The sequence below is a fragment of the Hymenobacter siberiensis genome (assembly GCF_018967845.1).
Taxonomy (GTDB): domain Bacteria; phylum Bacteroidota; class Bacteroidia; order Cytophagales; family Hymenobacteraceae; genus Hymenobacter; species Hymenobacter siberiensis.
This window is the reverse complement of sequence record NZ_JAHLZZ010000001.1, coordinates 169,485-188,057: the sequence shown is the minus strand read 5'-3', so window position 1 is coordinate 188,057 and position 18,573 is coordinate 169,485. Positions and strand designations below refer to the sequence as shown.

Annotated in this window: 17 protein-coding genes; 6 read left to right on the top strand and 11 right to left on the bottom strand. The window is 60.5% G+C overall.

Annotated features, from left to right (window positions below; translation table 11 throughout):
* Window positions 1-70: 70 nt before the first annotated feature.
* Window positions 71-883, bottom strand: coding sequence for an amidohydrolase (locus KQ661_RS00890; RefSeq protein WP_216685409.1), 813 nt, complete (start codon window positions 881-883; stop codon window positions 71-73).
* Window positions 884-989: 106 nt separating this feature from the next.
* On the opposite strand from KQ661_RS00890, the gene KQ661_RS00885 reads away from it, so the two are divergent.
* From KQ661_RS00885 to KQ661_RS00875, 3 genes are all read left to right on the top strand, one after another.
* On the top strand, window positions 990-1,190 hold the full coding sequence (locus tag KQ661_RS00885) for an AAA family ATPase (RefSeq protein WP_216685408.1): 201 nt from the start codon (window positions 990-992) through the stop codon (window positions 1,188-1,190).
* A gap of 362 nt (window positions 1,191-1,552) precedes the next feature.
* Window positions 1,553-2,242: an AAA family ATPase gene (locus tag KQ661_RS00880; protein ID WP_394369599.1), complete on the top strand. Its 690-nt coding sequence runs from the start codon at window positions 1,553-1,555 to the stop codon at window positions 2,240-2,242.
* Window positions 2,243-2,247: 5 nt separating this feature from the next.
* The gene (locus tag KQ661_RS00875) at window positions 2,248-2,856 is read left to right on the top strand and encodes a DUF4276 family protein (protein ID WP_216685406.1); all 609 of its coding nucleotides are present in this window, start codon (window positions 2,248-2,250) and stop codon (window positions 2,854-2,856) included.
* Window positions 2,857-2,883: 27 nt separating this feature from the next.
* On the opposite strand, the gene KQ661_RS00870 is transcribed toward KQ661_RS00875, so the two are convergent.
* Both KQ661_RS00870 and KQ661_RS00865 read right to left on the bottom strand, forming a co-directional pair.
* Complete coding sequence (locus KQ661_RS00870; protein ID WP_216685405.1) at window positions 2,884-4,215, bottom strand: NAD(P)/FAD-dependent oxidoreductase; 1,332 nt, start codon at window positions 4,213-4,215, stop codon at window positions 2,884-2,886.
* Between the two features lie 75 nt (window positions 4,216-4,290).
* Window positions 4,291-4,767 (bottom strand): META domain-containing protein, encoded by a 477-nt coding sequence (locus KQ661_RS00865; protein ID WP_216685404.1) that lies wholly within the window; start codon window positions 4,765-4,767, stop codon window positions 4,291-4,293.
* A 321-nt stretch (window positions 4,768-5,088) separates the two neighbouring features.
* On the opposite strand from KQ661_RS00865, the gene KQ661_RS00860 reads away from it, so the two are divergent.
* Window positions 5,089-5,535: a DUF2141 domain-containing protein gene (locus KQ661_RS00860; RefSeq protein ID WP_216678921.1), complete on the top strand. Its 447-nt coding sequence runs from the start codon at window positions 5,089-5,091 to the stop codon at window positions 5,533-5,535.
* Window positions 5,536-6,638: 1,103 nt separating this feature from the next.
* On the opposite strand, the gene KQ661_RS00855 is transcribed toward KQ661_RS00860, so the two are convergent.
* The gene (locus tag KQ661_RS00855; protein ID WP_216685403.1) at window positions 6,639-7,754 is read right to left on the bottom strand and encodes an IS4 family transposase; all 1,116 of its coding nucleotides are present in this window, start codon (window positions 7,752-7,754) and stop codon (window positions 6,639-6,641) included.
* Between the two features lie 55 nt (window positions 7,755-7,809).
* On the opposite strand from KQ661_RS00855, the gene KQ661_RS00850 reads away from it, so the two are divergent.
* A complete protein-coding gene (locus KQ661_RS00850) occupies window positions 7,810-8,826 on the top strand; it encodes a T9SS type A sorting domain-containing protein (protein ID WP_216685402.1) in 1,017 nt (338 codons plus the stop codon).
* Between the two features lie 3 nt (window positions 8,827-8,829).
* On the opposite strand, the gene KQ661_RS00845 is transcribed toward KQ661_RS00850, so the two are convergent.
* The 4 genes from KQ661_RS00845 to KQ661_RS00830 form a co-directional block, all read right to left on the bottom strand.
* Complete coding sequence (locus tag KQ661_RS00845) at window positions 8,830-9,309, bottom strand: YdeI/OmpD-associated family protein (RefSeq protein ID WP_216685401.1); 480 nt, start codon at window positions 9,307-9,309, stop codon at window positions 8,830-8,832.
* Between the two features lie 9 nt (window positions 9,310-9,318).
* Complete coding sequence (locus tag KQ661_RS00840; protein ID WP_216685400.1) at window positions 9,319-10,569, bottom strand: glutamate-5-semialdehyde dehydrogenase; 1,251 nt, start codon at window positions 10,567-10,569, stop codon at window positions 9,319-9,321.
* 71 nt (window positions 10,570-10,640) lie between these two features.
* Window positions 10,641-11,732 (bottom strand): glutamate 5-kinase, encoded by a 1,092-nt coding sequence (proB, locus tag KQ661_RS00835; protein ID WP_216678917.1) that lies wholly within the window; start codon window positions 11,730-11,732, stop codon window positions 10,641-10,643.
* A 23-nt stretch (window positions 11,733-11,755) separates the two neighbouring features.
* Window positions 11,756-12,754 (bottom strand): aldo/keto reductase, encoded by a 999-nt coding sequence (locus KQ661_RS00830; RefSeq protein WP_216685399.1) that lies wholly within the window; start codon window positions 12,752-12,754, stop codon window positions 11,756-11,758.
* 183 nt (window positions 12,755-12,937) lie between these two features.
* On the opposite strand from KQ661_RS00830, the gene KQ661_RS00825 reads away from it, so the two are divergent.
* Window positions 12,938-13,642, top strand: coding sequence for a DsbA family oxidoreductase (locus tag KQ661_RS00825; RefSeq protein ID WP_216685398.1), 705 nt, complete (start codon window positions 12,938-12,940; stop codon window positions 13,640-13,642).
* Window positions 13,643-13,830: 188 nt separating this feature from the next.
* Here the strand turns inward: KQ661_RS00825 and KQ661_RS00820 are convergent, their stop codons facing one another.
* The 3 genes from KQ661_RS00820 to mfd form a co-directional block, all read right to left on the bottom strand.
* A complete protein-coding gene (locus tag KQ661_RS00820) occupies window positions 13,831-14,280 on the bottom strand; it encodes a GNAT family N-acetyltransferase (RefSeq protein ID WP_216678914.1) in 450 nt (149 codons plus the stop codon).
* 9 nt (window positions 14,281-14,289) lie between these two features.
* Window positions 14,290-14,973: a DUF6624 domain-containing protein gene (locus KQ661_RS00815; protein WP_216685397.1), complete on the bottom strand. Its 684-nt coding sequence runs from the start codon at window positions 14,971-14,973 to the stop codon at window positions 14,290-14,292.
* Between the two features lie 100 nt (window positions 14,974-15,073).
* Window positions 15,074-18,493 (bottom strand): transcription-repair coupling factor, encoded by a 3,420-nt coding sequence (mfd, locus tag KQ661_RS00810; protein WP_216685396.1) that lies wholly within the window; start codon window positions 18,491-18,493, stop codon window positions 15,074-15,076.
* Window positions 18,494-18,573: the final 80 nt, after the last annotated feature.

Here is an 18,573-nt window from a genome sequence, read left to right as displayed (position 1 = left end):
GTGCCGGCTGAACAAGGTAGGGGCGGGGCCTGCCCCCGCCCGTCGTTAGGTTCCGTGGCAACGATTCCGTTCAACGGTGGGCGGGGGCAGGCCCCGCCCCTACATCGTTCAACTCAAACCCGTCCCCGTCATTGAGGGCGGTGAATTTGTTGCGGAAATCATCCAGCTCGGCCCGGCTCAGGGTGTGGGTGAAGATGCCGTTCTGGTCGTGGGCTTCGGCGAGGTAACTGCCTTTGGCGTCAATCAGGGCCGAATCGCCGGAGTAGGCGTGGCCTTTGCCGTCCTTGCCGGTGCGGTTCACGCCCAGGGCGCAGGCCACGTTCTCGATGGCGCGGGCGCGGAGCAGCGTGCGCCAGGCGGTGCGGCGCACAGCGGGCCAGTTGGCCACGTACAGCAGCAGGTCGTAGGGCGCGACGGGCTGGTTGCGGCTCCAGACGGGGAAGCGCAAGTCGTAGCACACCAGCGGGCAGATACGCCAGCCGCGCCAGTCCTCCACCAGGCGCTCGTGGCCGGGGGTGTAGGTGTGCTGCTCGCCGGCCAGCGTGAAGAGGTGGCGCTTGTCGTAGCAGCTCAGGCTGCCATCGGGGCGCACCCAGAGCAGGCGGTTGTAGAAGTAGCCGTCTTCCTCGATGATGACGCTGCCGGTGATGACGGCATCGTGGTCGGCGGCGCGCTGGCGCATCCAGGCCACGGTTTCGCCCTGCATGGTTTCGGCCTGGGCGGCGGCCTCCATGCTGAAGCCGGTGGTGAACATCTCGGGCAGCACAATGAGGTCGGCGGGGACGGTTTGCCGGGCCAGAAACTGGTCGAAGGCGGTGCGGTTGGCGGCGGCATCGTGCCAGTGCAGCGCGGTCTGAATAAAGGAAACGGTGAGGTCGGACATGGGGTGGGAATGCTTTTGTGGCCCGTAAGCTACGGCGCGGCGCAGTTGCGGGCGGAGCGGCCCTCAAATTATCAACGCGCTCAACCGTGTTACTTTGCGAAAAACCATGCTCCTTATGCCCACCCGCGCCCAGGCTCCGGCCGTGCCCCGCCTCACGTATCTGCGCATCAAAAACTACCGCACCCTGCGCGACGTGGAGTTTCGCGACCTCACGCCGCTCACGGTGCTGATTGGGCCAAACGGCAGCGGCAAATCCACGGTGCTGGATGCACTGGATTTTCTGGCGGAAGCGGTTGGGGGGATTTAAAAGATGCTTGCGATAAGCGGAACCGGTTCGCGGGAATGCGAACGCGAGGAAGTGAAGGCAGCATTTCGTTTGAAATAGTAATAAGCGGTTTCCCTTATCTAGGTCAGTTGAAATACATCTTAGAATTAGAAGAAGGTGATAAGGGAAAAATACTGGTGAAGGAATGGTTGGCAGTGAAGGATGATAGCACAGAAGAATTGCTATTGACCACTGAGCCTGCTAGAAAAGAAGGATGGACCGACTTCATTTCATCACTAAATACTGAGCAGTCTGACGATGACAAAATTGAAAAGCCAGTTAAAATTTCGATTAGCAGTTCGTCGCAAGTGATGCTGGGATATGCTTTCGCAGTGAATTCAAAATTGAGCATATATGCACATGCCGTAATTGATACGCTAAAATCCTACCGCTATATCCACCTCACCGACGACCACCTGAAAGGCTATTCCGACGCCGGCCCGCGCGAAAAGCTTTCGCCCAATGGCGACAACCTGCCCAACGTGCTCTATTACCTGCACACCAAACACCCGGAAACCCTCGCCAAAATCACGGCGCAGATGCGGAAATGGGTGCCGGGACTGTCCGACATCGTCCCGGAAATAACCTCGGATGAGCGAATCCTGCTGCGGTTCAGGGATGCCGAATTTGAGAAGCCGCTGCCGGCGCAATACATGTCGGACGGCACCATGCGGCTGGCCGCCCTGCTCACGCTGCTTTATGAGCCCGACGCGGTCGGGCTGCTGGGCCTTGAGGAGCCGGAAAACGAGCTGCACCCGCAGCTACTGGCCGGGCTGGCCGAGGAGCTGATTGACGCGGCGGAGCGGCGGCAGCTGCTGGTGGTCACGCATTCGCCGGCCCTGCTCAATGCCCTGGCCCCCGAGCAGGTATGGATACTGCATCGCGGGGCCGATGGCTACACCCAGGCCACGCGGGTGGCCGACTTGCCGGGCATCCCCGCGATGGTGGAGGAAGGTTCGCCGCTGGGCTACCTGTGGTCGCGTAATTTCTTCGACGTGGGCAACCCGCTGGACCTGCCAGCTCCGATTAAATAGCGGCCATGCAGATTGACTTTCTGGTCGAGGAAATTTCGCCCCAAGCGGCCTTGGACCAGCTGTTGCCGCGCCTGTTGCCGGGCCATTCGTATCGCGTGCGGGTATTCGAGGGCTGGCAGGATTTGTTGGGCCAGCTGAAAGCCCTGCTGCAAGGCTACCACAAGCGGATATTTCGGGAAGGGCAAACGGATTTGCGGGTAGTGGTGCTGCTGGATGGCGACGGCATCTGCGAGCGGCGCAAAGCGGCGCTGGAAGCAAAAGCACGGGAGGCGGGCTTACGCACCAAAACCACCGCCGGCCCCGGCGAGGTATTCCACGTCCTCAACCGGATAGCCGTGCAGGAGCTGGAGGCGTGGTGGCTCGGCGACCGGGAAGCCATTATGGCCGCCTACCCCGGCGTGAAGCCGCACCATTCCAAGGGCCTTGACCGCGAGCCCGCCGCTCCGCTTAAACCAAATGAGGTGCTGTGGAGCGTGTTGAAGCAGGGCCGCTACTTCGCCACGGGCAAGCGCAAAACGCAATGGGCCACGGATATCGGCCGGCACGTTGACCCGGCCCGGAATACGTCCGCCAGCTTCCGGTATTTCTGCGAGGGCCTGGCGGCGTTGCGCTAACGGCCGCCGCTCACTAACCACTGACCACTACACAATCGCCTTTTCCTCCATATCCTTTTCCACCAGCGGGGCTTTGGTTTTGCCGATGATGTAGCGCAGGCCCTTATCCTGGGTGAAGTAATTCCAGGCCCAGGAGAAAAATACGGCGACGCGGTTGCGGAAGCTGACCAGCGAAATGACGTGGACGAAGCTCCAGGCCAGCCAGGCAATGAAGCCGTCGAGGTGGAATTCGCGGCCGAAGAGCTTGATGTCGGCCACGGCGTGGTTGCGGCCGATGGTGGCCATCGTGCCCTTGTCGTGGTACTCGAAGTTTTCCATGAGCTGGCCGTTGAGCTGGCGCTTGAGGTTGCGGCCCAGCCAGTCGCCCTGTTGCAGGGCGGGCTGGGCCACCATGGGGTGGCCGTCGGGGGTGGCGTCGGTTTTCATGATGGCGATGTCGCCGATGGCGAATACGTTCTCGTAGCCGTGCACGCGGCTGTAGCCGTCCACCAGGTAGCGGTTGCCGGCCAGCAGGCAGTCGGCGTTGAGGCCCGCGATGGGTGCGCCCGTCACGCCCGCCGCCCAAATCAGGGTGCGCGCAATGAGCTGCTGGCCGTTGTTCAGCGTCACGGTGTAGCCGTCGTAGGACTTCACCCGCGTATCGAGCCACACCTGCACGCCCAGCTTCTTCAGGTATTCCAGGGACTTGGCCGAGGAGTTGGCCGACATGCCTTTCAGCAGCACCGGCCCGCTCTGCACCACGTGGATGTCCATTTCCTTGAAGTCGATTTCGCGGTAGTCCTTCGGGAAAACGTGGGTGCGCAGCTCGCTGAGCGCCCCCGCAATTTCGACGCCTGTGGGGCCGCCGCCCACAATCACAAAATCCAGCATGCTGTTCAGCTGCTCGTAGTCGCCGAGCTGCAGGGCCTGCTCGAAGTTGGAGAGCACGGTATTGCGCAGCTCGATGGCATCCTCTACGCTCTTGATGGCAATGGCGTTTTTGGCCATCTCGGCATCGCCGAAGTAGTTGGTGGTGGCCCCGGTGGCCAGCACCAGGAAGTCGTAGCGAACGAGGCCGATGCTGGTTTCCACCACCTGCGCCTCGGGGTCGACGCTGGTAACTTCGGCCAGCCGGAAGTAGAAATTCTCCTGGTGGTTGAGGATTTTGCGGAACGGCGACACGATGTCGCCCTCATCGAGCCCGGCCGTGGCCACCTGGTACAGCAGCGGCTGAAAGGCGTGGTAGTTCTGCTTGTCAATCAGCACCACCTGCACCGGCGCATCGGCCAGGGCCTTGGCCAGCTCCAGGCCGCCGAAGCCGCCGCCCACAATCACCACGCGTGGTTTGCCGAGGTCGTCAATTTTCGTTAGCCCTTCCATGCGGTAAAGATGCGGGCCAGACGCTGGCCCACCAATGGGCTGCTTACCGGCTTTGCGGGCCGGAGGTTGTCCGGCTTACTGCGCCGTGCGCCGAAACAGCAGGCGCGGGGCCGGCGCGGTGGCATCGTACAGCCGCAGCTCGTTGCCGCTGATTTCGTAGCGGGCCGTCAGGGCTAGGTTGTCGAGGTAGCGCGTTTCCAAATCCTGCACGGGACAGGTGGCGCGGGTCGCAATCTGGGGCGTGATGTGCAGCTCCTGGCTGCCGGCTGCCAGGGCGTAGCGGCCGCTGAAATTATTGCACGGCTCCAGGCCCACGGTGCAGGTGCCCAGCGCCACAAATTCAAGGTAGGACTTACTGGTTTCGGCGTAGCTGGAAGTTGCCACCGGGGTCTTGTCAATCTGCGTTAGCTGCCAGCGGCTTTGCAGCAGCGCGGTGGGCTGCGTTGGCAGAGTGGCGTCGTCTTTTTCGCAGCTGCCCAGCGCTAAAGTCATCAGCAATGCCAGGGGGAAAAGGCGGCGGGTGGTCATCAGATTGGTAAGCAGGTGTGGCAATGCAATAGTGAAGCTGTTTAGAAAGTCCCCGAACGGTCATGCAGCGCGCAGCATCTTGCTCGCATCGTCAGGCCCGTTCAACGATGCGAGCAAGATGCTGCGCTGCGCGCTGCATGACCGTTTGAGTACCTTTTGTGACTTTCTAAACAACTCCAGTAATAGAAAAACAAATAAGTTGGGAAGTAGGGCAGCGTAGGGCGTCAGAACCTCGGTGAATGGACGATTTAGCCGGGTGAAATCAGTTGTTATCGAACTCTTTACGTAAAGTCGGGCGTTGGCATTGTATTTCCCGCCACCGCTCACCAGCTAAATTATTCGCTTATGAACGTGTTACCGCTTTGCTCATTGTTGATTGGCAGCAGCTTTCTGGGAGCCGCTGTGCCCGCCGCCTCGCGCGACGAAACCACCTCGGTTACGGTGGTTGTTTCGTCGCTGGTATCCACCACTGCTTCCGTGCGGCTGTACTTCTACAACAACCGCGAAGGCTTCCTGAAAAGCGGGAAATGGGCCTTTTCCAAATCGGTAAAGCCCCAGGGCAAGAGCGAGTTCTCCCTGCCCGTCGAGCTGCCCAGGGGCGAGTGGGCCGTGGCCATTACCCAGGACCTGAACAACAACGACAAAATCGACAAGAACTTCCTCGGCATCCCCACCGAGCCTTATGCTTTTTCCAACAACGTGCGGCCTACCATCGCCGCGCCTGGTTTCGATGAATGCAAGTTCACCGTTGACGAGCCCGGCAAGGTGGTGAGCATCGTGCTCAAGGACTGAGCCGGAAGCCGCCTGCGTGGGTATCCCAACTCAGAATAGGCCAGGCCGCCGCTGCATTTGCAGCGGCGGCTTTTTTATGTCCCAATGCAACCTCCTGCCTAAAGGCGGGAGGTTACGGTAAATGAGGGTGTCAGGAAATGATTAAATAAAATCAAAATCTTGTTATATTTATTGAAAATGCTTTAGATTTGCTACATCATTTTTATGTTTTAGTTTTTCTTTTTTTCGTTATGGAAAAATTCTATGCTGCTGTATCCGGCACCAAAGGGTGCGTTGCTCGTAAGCTGGCTGTGCTGGCTGGCACCCTGTTGTTTATGACAATTGGGGCTGGTAATTCCTTGGCGCAGTGCATCAGCTGCACCATTTCCATCAACAGCACGAATGCCAATGCTGGCTTTGTGCTGGTCGGGGGCGAAACCGTCACCATTGGCAGCGGGGTAAGCTACACGGGTGGGCTGAGCGTGCGAGGTAATAATGTGACGATTATCAACAACGGCACCATCGCCGGCAATGCCGGGCTGACCGTAAACAACGGCCTTACCGGCACGCTGATACACAACCTGGGCGCGGTACCCTCGCAGAACATCGAGTTGAATTCGCCGGTCACCATCAACAATGGGAGCCGCGATGGCGGCACCACGGTGTTAGCCGGGGCCACTTGGTCGGGCTACGTGGGCAATGACTTTAAAGCGCCCATTACTGTTAATAACTATGCGTCGTGGACGGCTCAGATTCAGGACCTGCCCGGGGGCACCATCACCAACAAGCGAAACGCGACCTGGACGCCTGACCTTACCAACGCCGGCAACCTGACCGTGGTGAACGAAGGCCGCTGGAGCGGCCACCTGCAAACCAGTGGCAATGCGGCCGTCTTCACCATCACCAACACCAGCACCGGCAACTGGGCGCAGGAGTCTACCTTCAACAGCGCCGCCCCCATTACCGTGAATAACCAGGGCCAGTGGCCCGCGCAGATAAACTACAACGGTGCCCTCACCGTGAACCACACCAGCGGGACCTGGACGGCTATTCTCGCCGGCACGGGCTCGCTGGTAGTAAACAACGGTGCCACCTGGGCCAAGGGCATTATCTTCCCCACTACTCTACCCTACTATTTTTCTAGTGAATTGATATCGAGTAATTTGCCAGCAAAACCAGCGCAATACTGTTTCCACCATTCGGGCGAGCTTCTCAGCCGCCCCGGTACCGGGGCGGCTGAGCTGGCGCAGGATATTTAAGCCGTGTCGGCTAAGGCTCATGGCTCGGTAGCCGTGGTTTTTGCGGCCGATGGGCTGGCTTTTCCGGTCGGCTACCGTGCCCACGCCCAGGCAAAAGGCGTACGCCAGACTGACCAGGGCCACGAGCTTGCGCAACTTCAGGTGGCAGCGCAAGTGACTGGCCTCCAGGTTGAAGCCCCGGCCTTTGAGGTTCTGAAAGCACTGCTCGATGGTCCAGCGCTTGGCGTAGAGCTGCCCCATGTACGGCAGGCCCACGTTGCCAAAAAGAAAGAGGAAATCCCCGTCCGTCAAGGCCTTGACCCAGACCTGTCCCCAGACCCCGTCGACCTGGCACTGGGCGAAGCGCCGGGTCTGTCCGACGGCCAGGCCCAGGTCCGTAATGGCTTGCCGGCGGCCACTCGGGTGAGTGAGCAGATGGTGCCGGGGTAGACGCATAACAAAAGGCAGTCCGTTGTCCTTGAGCCATTTGAACCAGGCATGGCCCACGAATTCGCGGTCGCCCAGCACCAGGCCAATCCGGTCTTTGCCCAGCACCTGGACGCAGACCCGGAGCAGGGCGATGCGGTCAGCCGCGTTGGAATTGCCGCTGCGGTTGTCGAGCAGTTCCCAGTAGAGGGGCACGTGAAACGCGCCCTGACCCACGGTCACGAGCAGGATATTGACCTGGCACTGGCCGAAATCCCACTCCGTGCGGTCCAGGCACAGGCGCAGCTTGCCCTGGGCCGGCAGCAGGCCCAGCACTAACTGCGCCAGCACCAGATAGTTCAGGTCCGTTTCGCGGAAAAAATCCTGAATCCGGGTTTCGTTCGAGGCCAACTTGACGGCATCGTTCAAGTGCTGGGCCACCTCGCAGAATTGGACGTTGCGGCTTTTTATCAGCGCGATAATGAACTGGCTCACAAACTTTTGGCGAGCCAGGTTGCGCACCACCGGCAGGTGTTGTAAAACGGTCGTAATTTTGGCGATGAGGCGTTGCTTCATGGGGCGGAACGAGTTGAGCGTGTAGGAACCTCAAAGGTCGGGCCGCCCCGTTTTTATGCCTTGCCTGACTTTTAGTAGGGTAGAGTACTTCCCCACACCCGGCCCTAACGCGTTTAATAACCCGGCCGGCTCCACGGCCACCCTCGACAGCTACCTGCGGATGGACGCGACCATCACCATCACCAACGGCGGGGTGATGTTCATGACCAAGGGCATGAGCGACCTGAGCGCTAACTCGCTGCTTACCAACAGCCGCGGGGCCACGTTTCGGGTCACGGGCCAGTTCATCAGCAACGGGCGCGTAGATAACAGCGGTACCATCGCCGTGTCGGGTAATTTCACGAACGAAAACAGCGGAGTGTTTTCGGGGCCAGCAGCACCGCTGCGCGGCAGCATCACGGCCGGCGGCTACACCCGCAACTACGGCATCTTTGGCGCAACGGGCCGCCTCGATTTCTGCGACACCGATACGCAGCCCAGGCTGGGGTTTGATATGCCGTCCGGCACGGTGGGCCCCAACACCACCTTCTGCTCGCTGCGCCCACTGCCCGTGGAGCTCACCAGCTTCACGGCCGAAGTCGCGAATGGCAAAGTAGAGCTACGCTGGACTACGGCCACGGAGCGCAGCAGCGCCCGGTTTGTGGTAGAGCGCAGCGCCACCGGCGAGGCATTCAGCGTCGTGCGCGATGTAGCCGCCCAGGGCAATGCCACCACCGCCACGGCATACGCTGCTACCGATGCCGCCCCCTTGGTCGGCCTGAGCTACTATCGCCTGCGGCAGGTTGATTTGGATGGCAGCGCCGAATACTCCCAGGTCGTAACCGTGAGCCGGAAGGCCGGCAACGAGTCCATCGGCCTATACCCCAACCCCGCTACCGACCGTCTCACCCTCGACCTCACCGCCCTGGCGGCCGCTTCCTGCGAAGTGCGCCTGCTGAGCCTGACGGGCCAGCTGCTGCGGCACGAAACCCTGGTGGGCGGACAGCTTCAGGAAGTTTCGCTGGTCGGCATCCCCGCCGGGCTCTACGTGCTGAAAGTGGGCAGCACGGTGCACCGCATCGAGAAGCACTAGTGGCTAGTCGCCCCGAAACGAGTGCAGGCCGCGCGCCAGCCGCTCGGTCAGCGTCAAGGCGCGGCGGATGCGGGTTTCGGGCTGCTTGGCCTCGGCCACCAGCCGGGCAATGGCCCGGCGGTGCGAACCGCTGTAGCTGTTGACGGCGGTTTCGGCCTCGGGCCAGGCGGCGAGGGCTTCGGCCAGCTCATCGGGCAGGTCGACGTGGTCAGGGCCAGGCTCAATGCTGATTTCCAGCTCATCGCCCAGCCTGATGCCCACGGCGGCGCACACGTCCTTGTTCAGCATGGGGTAGCGCCCGCCGCCTTCCAGCGGCAGCAGTCCCAGCCGCAGCGCGTGCCCGCGAATGGTGACGATGACGCGCTTCGCGGCCTTGCCACTGAGGGCTGTCAGCACTTCGGCCGGCACCACAATGGTCTGGGTGGGCATGAAGCTGGGGCCGCCCGGCTCCAGCACGGCGTGGAAATAGAGGGGAGTAGGCATGACGTACTGTTACGAACTCCGGACTTGTCCGGTGCCGCGCACCAGCCATTTGTAGCTCGTCAGCTCCTCCAGGCCCATGGGGCCGCGGGCGTGCAGCTTCTGCGTACTGATGCCGATTTCGGCCCCCAGCCCAAACTGCGCGCCATCGGTGAAGGCCGTGGAAGCGTTGGCGTACACGGCGGCGGCATCTACGGCATTCAAAAACGTTTCGATGTTAGTTACATCTTCCGAGATAATGGCTTCGCTGTGTTTTGAGCCGTAGCGGGCAATGTGGTCGAGGGCTTCGGACAGGGAGACCACGGTTTTTACGGCCATTTTCAGGGCCAGAAACTCGGTGCCGAAATGCGCGTCGGTAGCTGGGGCCAGCAGCGCGGCCGGGTAGTGCCCGGCCAGCATGGCGTAGGCCGGCGCATCGGCAAAAAGCTGCACTTTGGTGGCCGCCAGCGGGGCCAGCAGCGCCGGCAAATCGGCCAGCCGGCGCTGGTGCAGCAGCAGGCAGTCGAGGGCGTTGCATACGCTCACGCGGCGGGTTTTGGCGTTGGCGATGATGGCCGCGCCGCTGGTTAAATCGCCGGTTTCATCGAAAAACGTGTGCACCACGCCCGCCCCGGTTTCGATGACCGGCACCCGCGCATTTCCCCGCACGTAGTTGATGAGCGACTGGCTGCCGCGCGGAATCAGCACATCGACGTAGTCCACGGCGGCCAGTAGGGCCGCTGTGGCGGCGCGGTCGGGCGGCAGCAGCGTGGCCACGGCTGGGTCCAGGCCGTGGCGGGCCAGCACGGGCGCGGCCACGGCCAGCAGCGCGGCGTTGGAGAAAGCGGCATCGGAACCGCCTTTCAGCAGGCAGGCGTTGCCGCTTTTCAGGCACAGCGCCAGGCTGTCGAAGGTCACGTTGGGCCGGGCCTCGTAGATGATGCCGATGACACCCAGCGGCACGCGCACTTTGCTTAGGTGCAGGCCGTTGGGTAGGTCTTTTTGGGCCAGTACTTGGCCCAGGGGCGAGGGCAGGCCGGCCACGGTGCGCAGGTCGGCCGCGATGCCGGCCAGGCGCTCCGGGGTGAGACGCAGGCGGTCGTGGCGCGGGTCGGCTTCGGGCATCAGGGCCAAATCGCGGGCATTTTCGGCCAGCAGGAAATCGGTTTCGGCCACCATGGTACCGGCCAGGTCGCGTAGCAGGGCGTCGATGGTGGTAGCGGGCACCGTGACCAGCGTGCGGCTGGCGTGCTGGGCGGCGGCGAAGAGGGGCGTCAGGTCCACGGTGGAGAAGTTAAGAGTTAAGCGTTAAAGGTTAGGAGTTAAAAATTGAGGATGAGCTTCAACGCTTAACGCTACCCCAGGTCGGGATTCAAAAACAGGTAATCGTAGTGCACCAGCGGGCGCTGGTGCTGCTGGCCCAGCCGCTCCAGGGCTTTTTCGGCCCCGTATTCGGCAATGCCGAGCCCCAGCAGCTGGCCGGCTTCGTCGGCCAGCTGCACAATATCGCCTTTCTGGAATTGCCCATCGATGCTGATAATGCCCACCGGCAGCAGGCTCACGGCTTTGCCGGGCGTGCTCAGGGCCGCTCGGGCCCCGGCATTCACGCGCACCACGGCCTTGGCGGCGCTTTGGGCGTGGGCCAGCCACTTCTTTTTGCCCGAGGCCGTTTTGCTGGGTCGAAACCAAGTGCTCAACGCCGTGCCGGCCAGCACGCCGGGCAGAATATCGGCCGTTTTGCCGTTGGCAATGTGCACGCTGATACCCAACTTGGCCACTTTGTGCGCCATGTGGCACTTGGTGAGCATGCCGCCGCGCCCAAACTGCGAGCGCTGCGCTGTAATAAACTGGTCGAAGCCCGTATCAGCCGGCGCTATTTCCCTGATTAATTCCGACTCCGGCAGGCGCGGGTCGCCGGTGAAAATGCCGTCCACGTTGCTGAGGATAATGAGCGCATCGGCATCGAGCTGCGCGGCAATAAGGCTGGCCAGCTCGTCGTTGTCCGTAAACATAAGCTCCGTGACGGAAATCACATCGTTCTCATTCACAATGGGAATAACGTCCTGCTGGAGCAATTCCTGAAAGCAGTTTTTCATATTCAGGTAGTGCTGGCGGTCGCGGAAATCCTCCTTGGTTACCAGCACCTGGGCGCAGAGCAGGCCGTGCCGGGCCAGCAGCTCGGCGTAGGTGCTCAGCAGCTTCACCTGGCCCACGGCGGCCAGCAGCTGGCGGCTGCGCACGGCATCGGCCTGGGCGGGCAGGGTGATGAGGCTGCGCCCCGCCGCTACCGCCCCCGACGATACCACGATGACTTCCAGGCCCTGCGCTTTAAGCTGCACAATCTGGGCCACAAGGTGCTCCATGCGGGCGAGGTCGGGCAAGCCGTTATCTTGGGTGAGGACGTTGGAACCGATTTTGACAACGAGGCGGCGATAGGGGAGGGGCATGACGTTCTTTTATTCGCTACACACTACACCGCTGCCGTCTCCAGCGTCTTTAGCTGCTTATTGATGAAATCAATCTCCTCAAACGTCAGCTTGAAATCCATAGCGCGGGCGTTTTGTACGGCTTGCTCGGGGTTGCGGGCGCCCACCAGCGCCACCGTGATGCTGGGCTGCGCCAGCGTCCAGCGCAGCACGAGCTGGCTGAGGGTGGCGTTTTTGGTTTCGGCCAGCGGGCGGATTTTATTCAGCACGTCGTTCACGCGCTTCACGCTTTCCGGCGTGAAGAAGCGGTTGCCGTTGCGCAGGTCGCCCTCGCCGAACTCCTGGCCGGGCTTCATCTTGCCCGTCAGCAGGCCCAGCTGCAGCGGGCTGTACACCAGAATGACCTTGTTGTTTTCGATGCAGTACGGCACCACGTCGGTTTCGATATCGCGGCGCAGCATGCTGTAGGGTACCTGGTTGGAGGCGAGGTGGAGGGTTTTTTCGGCTTCCTGCATCTGGGCTACCGAGTAGTTGCTCACGCCCCCGGCGCGCACCTTGCCCTGCTCGATGAGGCGGCTCAGGGCCTCCATCGTCTCGTCGATACTCGTGGTTGTGTCGGGCCAGTGCTGCTGGTAGAGGTCGATGTAGTCCGTGCCGAGGCGCTTGAGGCTGTCCTCGCATTCCTTGATGATGCTGTCGCGGCCGGCGAACTTGTACACGTCAACGTCCTGGCCGTTGTTGTCCTTGGTTTTCATGGCGAAGTCGCCCTTGGCCAAATCCCAGCGCATGCCGAATTTGGTGAGAATCTGCACCTTGTCGCGCGGCAGGGTTTTGATGGCTTCGCCCACAATCTGCTCGCTCAGGCCCATGCCGTATATCGGCGCGGTGTCGATGCTGGTCACGCCCAGCTCGTAGCTGGCGTGGATGGCACCCACGGCGTCGTTCTGCTCGGTACCGCCCCACATCCAGCCACCGGCCGCCCAGCTGCCAAAGGTGATGCGCGAAACGGAAACGTCGGAGGAGCCTAATTTTTGATATTCCATGAGCAATTGAAGTTTGTTGAAAGGGAAAAGGCCGCGTTGGGGCCGGGGTTGTTAACCGGGGTTTTGGGCGGAAGGTTATGTGAGGAGGAAAGGCTGCTTATTGGCTCCAGCCTTTCCTCCGAAACTTTTCGCCGCTCCCGTTTCTTGTAGTTTCTTCCATTGCCATCAGAAAAACCCTAAGATATGAAAGTTGAAATCTGGTCCGACGTCGTTTGCCCGTTCTGCTACATCGGCAAGCGCAAGTTTGAGAATGCCCTGAAAGACTTCGCGCACCGCGACGAAGTGGAAGTGGTGTGGCATAGCTTCCAGCTCACGCCCGATTTTCAGCCTATTCCCGGCGAAAGCATCCACGAGTCATTGGCTAAGAAAAAGGGTGTTTCGGTGGAGGAAGGCCGTAAAATGAACGACTATATGACGGAGGCCGCCAAGGAAGTCGGCCTCAATTATCAGTTCGAAAAAACCATTCCGGCCAATACGTTCCTGGCCCACCAGCTCATTCATCTCGGCGCGCACCATGGCCGGCAGGATGCCACCAAGGAGCGTCTCATGGCTGCCTACTACCTCGAAGGCCAGAACATCGGCGACCTCGACAACCTGGTGAAGCTTGGCACCGAAGTGGGCCTCGATGCCACCGAAAGCCGCGCCGCCCTCACGGCCGGCACCTACGCCGAAGCCGTGCGCCTCGACGAGTACCACGCCCAGCAAATTGGCGTGCGCGGCGTGCCATTCTTCGTGTTCGAGGATAAATACGCCGTGTCAGGAGCCCAGCCCAGCGAGTTGTTCGGCGAGGTGCTGGCAAAGGTGTACGACGAGTTCAAGCCCGCCAAACCCGCCCTGACCATGGTGGCCGACGGCGACACCTGCGGCCCCGAGGGCTGCGAGATATAAGCGCGTTTTAGCACAGAAGAGAGGACGTTAAAGAACGAAGCTGTTTAGAAAGTCCCCGAACGGTCATGCTGAGCGGAGTCGAAGCGTGACCGTTTGAGCACCTTTTGTGACTTTCTAAACAACTCCAACGTCATGCTGAGCGGAGTCGAAGCATGACGTTGGAGTTGTTTATAACCTTAAAGGTTAGCTCAACTCCGCCGCATGGGGATGTGCGGAATGCCGTCTTCCACGTACATCGGCCCGCACTGCTCGTAGCCGAACTCATTATAAAACCGCTCCAGGTGCTGCTGCGCGCCAATTTTATTGGGTTGAGGCCCGAAGAGTGCATCGGAATGCGCCAGGGCCTGCCGCATTAACTCGCGGCCCAGGCTGTAGCGCCGAAACGGCTGGGCCACGATGACGCGCCCGATGCTGGCTTCCTCGTAGCACTTGCCAGCGTCGAATAGGCGAGCGTAGGCGGCCAGCTCGCCGGCTTCGTTGTAGCCCAGCAGGTGGTGGGCATCCATGTCCTGGCGGTCAATATCCTGAAAAACACAGTTTTGCTCTACCACAAACACCTCCGAGCGCAGGCGCAGCAGGTCGTAGAGAATGAGGGAGGGTAATGATTCGAAGGGTAGGCAATGCCAGCGAATGGTCATAAGGCAACGTTAGTTTTTGGGCATTTTCTCCACGTCCGGCAACGTCAGCACCCGGTACGGAATGCCCAAATTAGCGGCATTCTGCTCAACGGTGGTGGGGAAGCCGGCTTTTTTTCGGCGCTCGTTCACGCCCGCCGCATCCCGGATGGGCCATACGAAGGGCCGTTGGGCCTCGCGCTGGCCGGTGGCGGGGTTCAGCACGGTGTAGCCCATCGCCTGGGTACCGTACTGCTGTTCCTTGCCGGCGCGCATGAGCTGGCGGTCCAGCATCTGGGCGTAGAGGTAGAAGGGCAATTCGCCTTTGTCGGCCGCTTTTTGGATGAGCGGCAGGTAGTGGGCTATGTCGGGCGAGTGCTGGATGACGTACCACGCGGCCTCGTTGGCGGGCGTGCCCACCAGCGTTTTGCCGGGGTAGCCGTACTGCTTCAAAATTGCCTTCATTCGCCCCAGATTGGTCGAGTCGGTGCGCAGCATCTGGCCCGGAATGTAAGTCGGCAGGCTTTCGCGCGTCACGCTCAGCGCCCGGGCCAGCGAGTCGGACCGCCGGTTGATGCGCGGGTCAAACAGCATGCTCCGCCAGCGCTGGTCCACGGTGTAGATGCTATCGAGCTCGTGCTTCAGGCGCGGGTTTTTGGGTGTTTGGGCGGTGGCGAGTAGCGGCAGTAGCAGAACAGCGAAGAATAGGGATTTCATGGGTTAGAATAGTATAGCGTGGCGGTTTTCGCCCTCCGCGTGCACCTGACCCCCTGCCCCCCTCTTTTTTGGAGAGGGGGGCAGGGGGTCAGGTTAACCGCTACGCCGCCACCGCCTCCTCGCTGCCCAGCTCGCTCAGCACACGCTTGGCCTCCTGAATGGAGCGTACTTCCTCAAACGTCACAATCAGTTGCGCCTTGTGCTCCTTGAGCTTGGCAGTGCGCGGGTGCGTTTGCACGTAGTTGAGGATGGTGCCGAACTGCTCGCCCTGGAAATAGGCCTTGTGGTCGTCGTCGGCGGGCAGGTAGCCTTTCAGCGTGTCGCGCTTGAGCGTGATTTTGTGGAAGCCCACTTTGCAGGCCTGCCAGCGCAGGCGCACAATGTCGGCCAGCTGCTCCACCTCGGGGGGCAGCGGGCCGAAGCGGTCCACCATGCTGGCCAGCAGCTTGCGCAGCTCCTCCGGCTTCTGGGCACGGTCGAGCTTGGCGTAAAGCTGCAGGCGCTCCGACACATTGCTCACGTACTTTTCGGGAATGAGCACCTGCTGGTCGGTCTCCACGTTGCACTCGTGGCTGCGGCCCGCGCCGGCCGCCAGCTGCAGGCGCTGCTGCGAGTTGGCATCGCCCAGGAACAGGTCACGGAATTCGGTTTCCTTCAATTCCTGCACGGCCTCGTCCAGAATCTGGTGGTAGGTTTCGTAGCCCAAATCATTGATAAAGCCCGATTGCTCGCCGCCCAGCAGGTTGCCCGCGCCGCGAATGTCGAGGTCGCGCATGGCCACGTTAAAGCCTGCGCCGAGGTCCGAAAACTCCTCCAGCGTGCTCAGCCGCTTGCGGGCATCGGCTGGCAGCTGGGCCACCGGCGGCGTGAGTAAGTAGCAGTAGGCCTTGCGGTTGGAGCGGCCCACGCGGCCGCGCATCTGGTGCAGGTCGCTCAGGCCGGCCAGGTGGGCGCGGTTGATGATGATGGTATTAGCATTGGGAATGTCGAGGCCCGATTCGATGATGTTGGTTGAAACCAGCACGTCGTACTCGCCCTCCACGAACTTCATCATGCGCTTTTCCAGCATTTCGCCGTCCATCTGCCCATGGGCGAAGGTGATTTTCGCATCCGGCACCAACCGCAGAATCGTAGCGGCCATTTCCTCAATATCCTTCACCCGGTTATGCACGAAAAACACCTGCCCGCCGCGTTTCAATTCCCGCGCCACCGCGTCGCGAATCAATATCTCATCATACACGTGCAATTCCGTATTCACCGGCTGCCGGTTGGGCGGGGGCGTGGCAATCACGCTCAAATCGCGCGCCCCCATCAGCGAGAAGTGCAGCGTGCGCGGAATGGGCGTGGCCGAAAGCGTGAGCGTATCCACGTTCACCTTCAATTCCTTGAGTTTATCCTTGGTCTTGACGCCGAATTTCTGCTCTTCGTCAATAATTAAAATTCCGAGGTCTTTAAATTTAATATCCTTATTCGTAAGCCGGTGCGTGCCGATGAGAATGTCGGTTTTGCCCTCGGCCACGCGCCCCAGGGTTTCCTTAATCTGCTTCGTCGACTTAAACCGGTTGATGTATTCCACCGTCACGGGCAGCGTGGCCAGCCGGTCGCGGAAAGTCTTGTAGTGCTGCATGGCCAGAATGGTGGTGGGCACCAGCACGGCCGCCTGCTTGCCATCGGCCACGGCCTTAAACGCCGCCCGAATGGCTATTTCCGTTTTGCCAAAGCCCACGTCGCCGCAAATCAGCCGGTCCATTGGGTGGGGCTGCTGCATGTCGTTTTTCACGTCCTCGGTAGCCTTGGCCTGGTCGGGCGTGTCCTCGTAAATGAAGCTCGATTCCAGCTCGGCCTGCAAAAATCCGTCAATGGAAAAGGCAAAGCCCGGCGCGGTTTTGCGCTTGGCATACAGCCGGATAAGGTCGGCCGCAATGTCCTTCACCTTCTTCTTCACCGACTTCTTCTTGTTCTCCCACTCCGGCGAGCCCAGCTTGCTCATGGTGGGCGGCGAACCCTCCGCGCCGCTGTATTTTGCAATCTTATGCAGCGAGTGAATGCTCACCGTCAGCAAGTCATCATCCCGATAAACCAGCCGAATGGCCTCCTGAATCTGCCCGTTTATCTCCACCTGCGTGAGGCCCGCAAAGCGCGCAATGCCGTAGTCTTGGTGCGTCACATAATCACCGGGTTGCAGCGTTTTTAATTCGCGCAGGGTTAGGGCTTTTTTCTTCGAGAATTTGCGCGCTTCCTGCGCCCGGTAATACCGCTCGAATAATTGGTGGTCGGTATAAACGGCTAACTCAAGCTGCTCATCAATAAAGCCTTCGCGCAGCGCCAGCAGCAAGTGCTGAAATTGCACGTTGTTATCTAATTCGTCAAAAATCGTCCGCAGCCGGTCGGCCTGGCGCACGGTATCGGCGGTAATTATCGTAGTGAAATTCCGGTGCTGGTTCTCCTTGATATTCTTCACCATGCGCTCGAATTCCTTGTTGAAACTCGGCTGCGGCTTGGCGGTGAATTGAAACGTATCGGCGTTTTTGAAGTGAAAGCGCTTGCCGAATTCCACCACCGCGAATTCATCAAACAGTTTTTTAAAGCTTTTACCCGATTCGAATAAATCGCCGGGCTTGCTCACTATTTGCATCCCGCCGCTCTCGCTCAGCATCTGCTGAAAATTAGCTTCGGCTTTTTCAAATAATTCCGTCACCACGTCCAGTGTCTGGCGCACGTCTTTGGCCCAGATACAGGCCGTGCGGGGCAGAAATTCAAGGAAAGCTTCCCGCGTTTCGGTCAGCATCTTGGTCTGCACATTCGGGATAATGCTGATGGTGGCCTTCGTGTCAACCGACAGCTGCGTTTCCGGATTAAACGTGCGAATGCTCTCTATTTCATCGCCGAATAATTCGAGGCGAAACGGCAATTCATTCGCGTAGCTGAACACGTCCACAATGCCGCCGCGCACCGCGTACTGCCCCGCTTCGTACACGAAATCCGTTTTCTCAAAATCGTATTCGCCCAGCAATTCACCCAGAAAATTCACGTCCAGCTTGTCGCCCACCTTGGCGTTGAAGGTGTTCTTCACCAGACTTTGCCGGTTTATCACCTTCTCTGTCAGCGCTTCCGGGTAGGTCACGATGAATACACTGTTGCCGGTGCCGGCCGCCCGCGTCGTGTTGATGCGGTTCAGGGCCTCGGCGCGCATCAGCACGTTGGCATTCTCCGTTTCGTCGAACTGATACGGCCGCTTGTAGGAGCTCGGAAACAGCAGCACTTCCGGCCCCTCGGGCAGCAGGTGCTGCAGGTCGGCCAGGAAATACGCCGCCTCGTCCTTGTCGTGCAGAATGAATACGTGCGGATGCTGCGGCTGGGCCACGGCGGCCACCACCACGGCATCTTGGCTGCCCACCAGCCCGCGCAGGTGCAGGCGCGGCCGGTCGGCGTCGGGCTTCACGGCGTCGCGCAGGCGCGCGGCCAGCACCTGCAATTCGGGGGATAAACGGTATAGGCGAAGAAAATCAGCTACTTGCACAAGTAATCAGGCTAGGGCGGGGCAAATGAAGTAGCCCGGCCGGAGATTTCTCCGGTCGGGCAGCGGGGTAAATACACAGC